The organism is Kitasatospora sp. NPDC007106 (assembly GCF_040634455.1).
In the GTDB taxonomy this organism is placed as follows: domain Bacteria; phylum Actinomycetota; class Actinomycetes; order Streptomycetales; family Streptomycetaceae; genus Kitasatospora; species Kitasatospora arboriphila.
Window position 1 is genome coordinate 1 of record NZ_JBEYFP010000434.1, and the last position, 5,049, is coordinate 5,049.

Genomic DNA, 5,049 nt, shown 5'->3' on the forward strand with positions numbered 1-5,049 from the left:
GCGGAGGCGCGGGTGGTCCGGGTGAGCAGCCGGCCGCCGCTGACCACGGTGTACGGCGAGGGGGTGGTGACCGAGAGGTGGTAGCTCGCCTTGTCGGACGGCCGGTCGTTGCACGGGTACCAGGACGGTGCGCCGACGGGCTGGCTGGCGACCAGCGCGCCGTCGGTCAGCTCCTCCCAGCCGAGTCCGCCCCAGGGGCTGCGGACCGGCTTGGGGTTGCCGGACCAGTGCACCTCGACGGTGAAGGCGGCGCCGGCCGTCGGGGGCTTGGCGGGCTTGATCCGCAGCTTCCCGCCGCGGTGCGTGTAGTGGGCCGGGCGCCCGTCGACCAGCACCCGGCCGATCTTGAACGGGGCGAGGTCGAGGGCGAACTCGCGCAGCGGTGCCCGGCCCGCTATGGCCGTGATCCGTGCCGTGCCGGCCAGCCGGTTGGGGCCCGGCCGGTAGTCCAGGGTGAGTTCGTACCGGTGGGTGCGGTACCGGTGGTCGCCGTTGTTCGGGAAGTACGGGTCGGCGGCAGCGGCCTCGGTCTGCTTGGGGCTCACCGGTCGGTTCTCTCCGTGCGCGGTCTCGGTCATGTGGCTCGGTGCCCGGGGCGCTGCCAGGCCTCGATCGGGTTGCCGAGCCAGCGGGTGTCGTCGGGGACGGACTCCGCACGCATCACCAGGGAGGCCGGGCCGAGCGTGGAGCGGGCCCCGATCGTGCTGCCGGGCAGCACGATCCCGCCCGGGCCCAGGGTCGAGCCCTCGCGGAGTTCCACAGTATCGAGCCGCATGATCCGGTCGTGGAAGAGGTGCGTCTGCAGGACGCATCCCCGGTTGACGCTGACCGCGTCGCCGAGGGTGACGAGGTCGGTCTCCGGCAGCCAGTAGCTCTCGCACCACACGCCGCGGCCGACCCGGGCGCCGAGGGCCCGCAGCCAGACGTTGAGCACCGGGGTGCCGAGCACCCGGCCGATCAGCCACGGCACCGCCAGCACCTCGACGAAGGTGTCGGCGAGCTCGTTGCGCCACACGTAGCCGCTCCACAGCGGGTGCTCCGCCGCCCGGCAGCGGCCGACCAGCAGCCACTTCGCGGCGACCGACACCGCGCAGGCCGCAGCCCCGGCGGCGAGCAGCACCGGTCCGGCGAACAGCACCGCACCGCCCGGCACCGCACCGTCCAGGGCGCAGAGCGCGACCGCGGTCAGCACCGCCAGCGCGGCCGAGGCGAACACCGGGACGAGCCGGCCGAGCTCGGTCAGGCCGCGCGCCCACAGCAGCCTGCCGGACGGCTCGTAGGTACGGGCGGCGTCCGCGGTGTCCGCCGACCGCGGCAGCTTCACCGGCGGCATCCCGAGGTAGGAGCTGCCCCGCTTGGCCTTCTTCGGGGTGGCGGAGAGCACGCCCACCAGGCCCCGGTCCGGCACCGAACGGCCGGGCGCGGTCATCCCGGAGTTGCCGAGGAACGCCTTGCGCCCCACCGCGGCCCGGCCCACCCGCAGCCAGCCGCCGCCCAGCTCGTACGGGGCGATCAGGGTGTCGTCCGCGAGGAAGGCGCCGTCGCCGACGGTGGTGAGGCTGGGCAGCGCGAGCACCGTCGAGACCTCGGCGCGGCGGCCGACCCGCATCCCGAGCAGCCGCAGCCACAGCGGGGTGATCAGCCCGGCGTACAGCGGGAAGAGCGTCTGCCGGGCGTGGTCCATCAGCTGGCTGACCGTCCACACCTGCCACCCCGTCCGCCCGTGCAGCGGGTGGTGGCCGGTGCGCAGCCCGAGGCTGAGCAGCCGGACGAGCGCCAGCACGACCGCCGCGTACGCCAGGCCGTACACCAGGGTGGCGGGCACCACCGCGGCCAGCGCACCGCGCAGCGCCGTCGGCAGGTCGTCGCCGGGGTGGACGAACAGCCCGGCCGTGAGCAGCGCCGGAACGAGGCACAGCGCGGGCAGCAGGGCCAGGGCGGAGCCGGTCAGGCCGTAGACCGCGGCCCACCGGGTGCTGCGGGCGGGCCGCTGCTTGGGCCAGCCGCGCTCCGCCTTGCCGATCTTGACGGCGGGGGCGCCGCCCCAGCGCTGCCCGGTCGGCACGTGCCCGGCCACGCCGGAGCCCGGCGCGACCTCGGCGCGCTTGCCGACCCTGGAGCCGGGGAACAGCACCGAGCGCGTCCCGACCACCGCGCCCGCGCCGACCCTCATCGCGCCGACCTCCAGCCGGTCGCCGTCCAGCCAGTACCCGGCGAGGTCGACCTCGTTCTCGATCGCACAGCCCTTGCCGAGCCGCAGCAGACCCGTCACCGGCGGCAGCGTGTGCAGGTCGACGTCCTCGCCGACCTGCGCGCCCAGCGCCCGGGCGTAGCGCGTCAGCCACGCCCCGGAGAGCGAGGTGGCACCGGCCGCCTCGGCCCACTGCTCCGCGGCCCACAGCCGCAGGTGCACACCGCCGCCCCGCGGGTAGGTGCCCGGCCCGACACCGCGCAGCAGCAGCCGGACACCGCCCGCGGCGACGGCCAGCCGCCCGGGCGCGGAGAACAGCAGCGCCGCACCCGCCGCGACCGCCCACCAGGGCGCGGCCGGCACCCAGGCCCAGCCGCCGAGCACGTGCAGCACCGAGCCGAGCGCCAGCAGCGGGACGCTCCACCGCAGCCCGATCAGCGCGGACAGCGGCAGCAGCGCCGACAGCTGCACCAGCCCGGCCCGCATCGGTGTCGGCTCCACCCGGCGGGCCGTCGCCCCGGCCGGCGCGGACCGCTCCAGCAGCCGGGCCAGCTTGCGCAGCGTCGGCTGCTGGTAGACGTCCAGCACCGACACCGCCGGGCAGCGGGTGCGCAGCCGGGTGGTCAGCTGCGCGGCCGCCAGCGAACCGCCGCCGATCGCGAAGAAGTCGTCGTCGGCGCTGCGCACCGGCACCCCGAGGACCTCGGCCCACTGCTCCGCCAGCCACGCCTCGGTGCCGTACAGCTCCTCGCCCGGGCCGCCCTGCTCGACGTCGGGCAGCGGCCAGGGCAGCGCGGCCCGGTCGACCTTGCCGGAGGTGCGGCACGGCAGTTTTTCGACGGTCGCGAGCAGCGGGACGAGCGCCGCGGGCAGCTCGGAGCGCAGCCGCTCGACCGCGGCCGCCCGGTCGAAGCCCTCCCGGACGACCAGGTAGCCGACCAGCAGCTGGTTGCCGCTGCGGGCGGAACGAACGGCGGCGGCCGCACCGGCCACCCCCGGCAGCGCCTGCAGGGCGGCGTCCACCTCGCCCAGCTCGATCCGGCGGCCGCCGAGCTTCACCTGCTCGTCGCCGCGGCCGAGGAAGACCAGCCCCTCGGGGTCCGCGCGGACCAGGTCACCGCTGCGGTACGCGCGGGCCCAGCCCAGCGCCTCCAGCGGGGCGTACTTCTCCTCGTCCTTCACCGGGTCGAGGTACCGGGCCAGCCCCACACCGCCGATCACCAGCTGGCCGCTGCCGCCCATCGGCACCGGCCGGTCCTCCCCGTCGACGACGGCCAGCTCCCAGCCGTCCAGCGGCAGGCCGATCCGCACCGGGCCCTCGCCCGTCAGCGGGCAGGCGCACGCCACCACGGTCGCCTCGGTCGGGCCGTAGGTGTTCCACACCTCGCGGCCCTCGGTGACCAGCCGCTCGGCCAGCTCCGGCGGGCAGGCCTCACCACCGAAGATCAGCAGCCGGACCTCGTTCAGCGCCTCGGCGGGCCAGAGCGCGGCCAAGGTCGGCACGGTGGAGATCACCGTGATCTCCTGCTCGGCCAGCCACGGGCCCAGGTCGGCGCCGCTGCGCACCTGCGCCCGGGGGACGGGCACCAGGCAGGCGCCGTGCCGCCAGGCCAGCCACATCTCCTCGCAGGAGGCGTCGAAGGCGACGGACAGCCCGGCCATCACCCGGTCGCCCGGCCCGATCGGCTCGCCCTGGAGGAACAGCCCGGCCTCGGCGTCCACGAAGGCGGCGGCACTGCGGTGGGTGACGGCGACGCCCTTGGGCCGGCCGGTGGAGCCGGAGGTGAAGATGATCCACGCGTCGTCCTCCGGGTCGGGGCTCGCGGCCTCGTTCCCGGACGGCTTGACCCGGCCCAGCTCCCGGTCGGGGCCGAGCACGGCGTTGACGTCGGCCTCGCCGAAGACCAGCTCGGCGCGCTCGTCCGGGTCGTCGGCGTCCACCGGCACGTAGGCGGCGCCGACCGCCAGCACGGCCAGGATCGACACGTACAGGTCGTTGGTGCCGGACGGCACCCGGACGCCCACCCGGTCGCCGAGGCCGATGCCCGCCCGGGCCAGGTGCCGCCGCAGCCGCTCGACCTCGTCGAGCAGGTCGGCGTAGCCCAGCACCGTGCGGCCGTCGTCCAGCGCGGGCTCGTGCGGGTGCGCCGCGGCCGTCGCCCGCAGCACGTCCACCAGCGTGCGGACGGCTGCCGGCGGACGGCCGGGGAACAACGCGAGCGGTGTCTCGGGGTCGGTCATCACAGTCATGCAGTCCCCTTCCCGGCTCCCGGGAGACCCATCGAAGGCGTCCAAAGCGCGACAACCCGGACAAATCTACCGACCTGGGCATTGCCGCCCCTGCCAAGCCAACCACCCGGCGCGCCGAGCCACCGCTCGGGCGACCGGGAGCCCCGCCGCCCACGCGGCAGCCTGCCGGACCGCTCCGAAGCGGACAAGACCGCGTCGTCCGGGCGCTGGGTGGTCACGCCAGGTGCCCCCACGCGCCCCTGTGTGGCATCCGCACGCCTTTGAAGACACGTCCTAGTCGCGCAGGAAGGCGAGCAGGGCCGTTGCGACCTCGGTCGGGTTCTCCACCTGCGGGTAGTGGCCGGTGGGCGGCGGGCCGGCGAGTTCGACCGCCGCCGCGTGCGGGATCCGCTCGCGGACCCGGGCCAGTACATGGGCGCCGCTGATCGGGTCGGCGGGGCCCCAGACGAACAGCATCGGTCCGTCGTAGCCCTCCAGGGCGGCGCCCCAGCGGGCCGCGTGGCGGCGCCGCTCGTCGATGTAGCGCAGCAGCCGCGGCGCGAGCAGCCGGCCGTCCGCACGGGCGATGCCGAGCCACATCTCGTGCAGTGCCGTGTCGGACACCGGCC

1 protein-coding gene and 2 pseudogenes are annotated in these 5,049 nt (G+C 76.0%); all 3 read right to left on the reverse strand.

Annotated elements, in window-relative coordinates:
- Positions 1-545: pseudogene (locus tag ABZ641_RS25435) on the reverse strand (M1 family peptidase); the annotation flags it as partial.
- Between the two features lie 29 nt (positions 546-574).
- On the reverse strand, positions 575-4,441 hold the full coding sequence (locus ABZ641_RS25440; RefSeq protein ID WP_359985214.1) for a Pls/PosA family non-ribosomal peptide synthetase: 3,867 nt from the start codon (positions 4,439-4,441) through the stop codon (positions 575-577).
- Between the two features lie 273 nt (positions 4,442-4,714).
- Positions 4,715-5,049: pseudogene (locus ABZ641_RS25445) on the reverse strand (alpha/beta hydrolase); the annotation flags it as partial.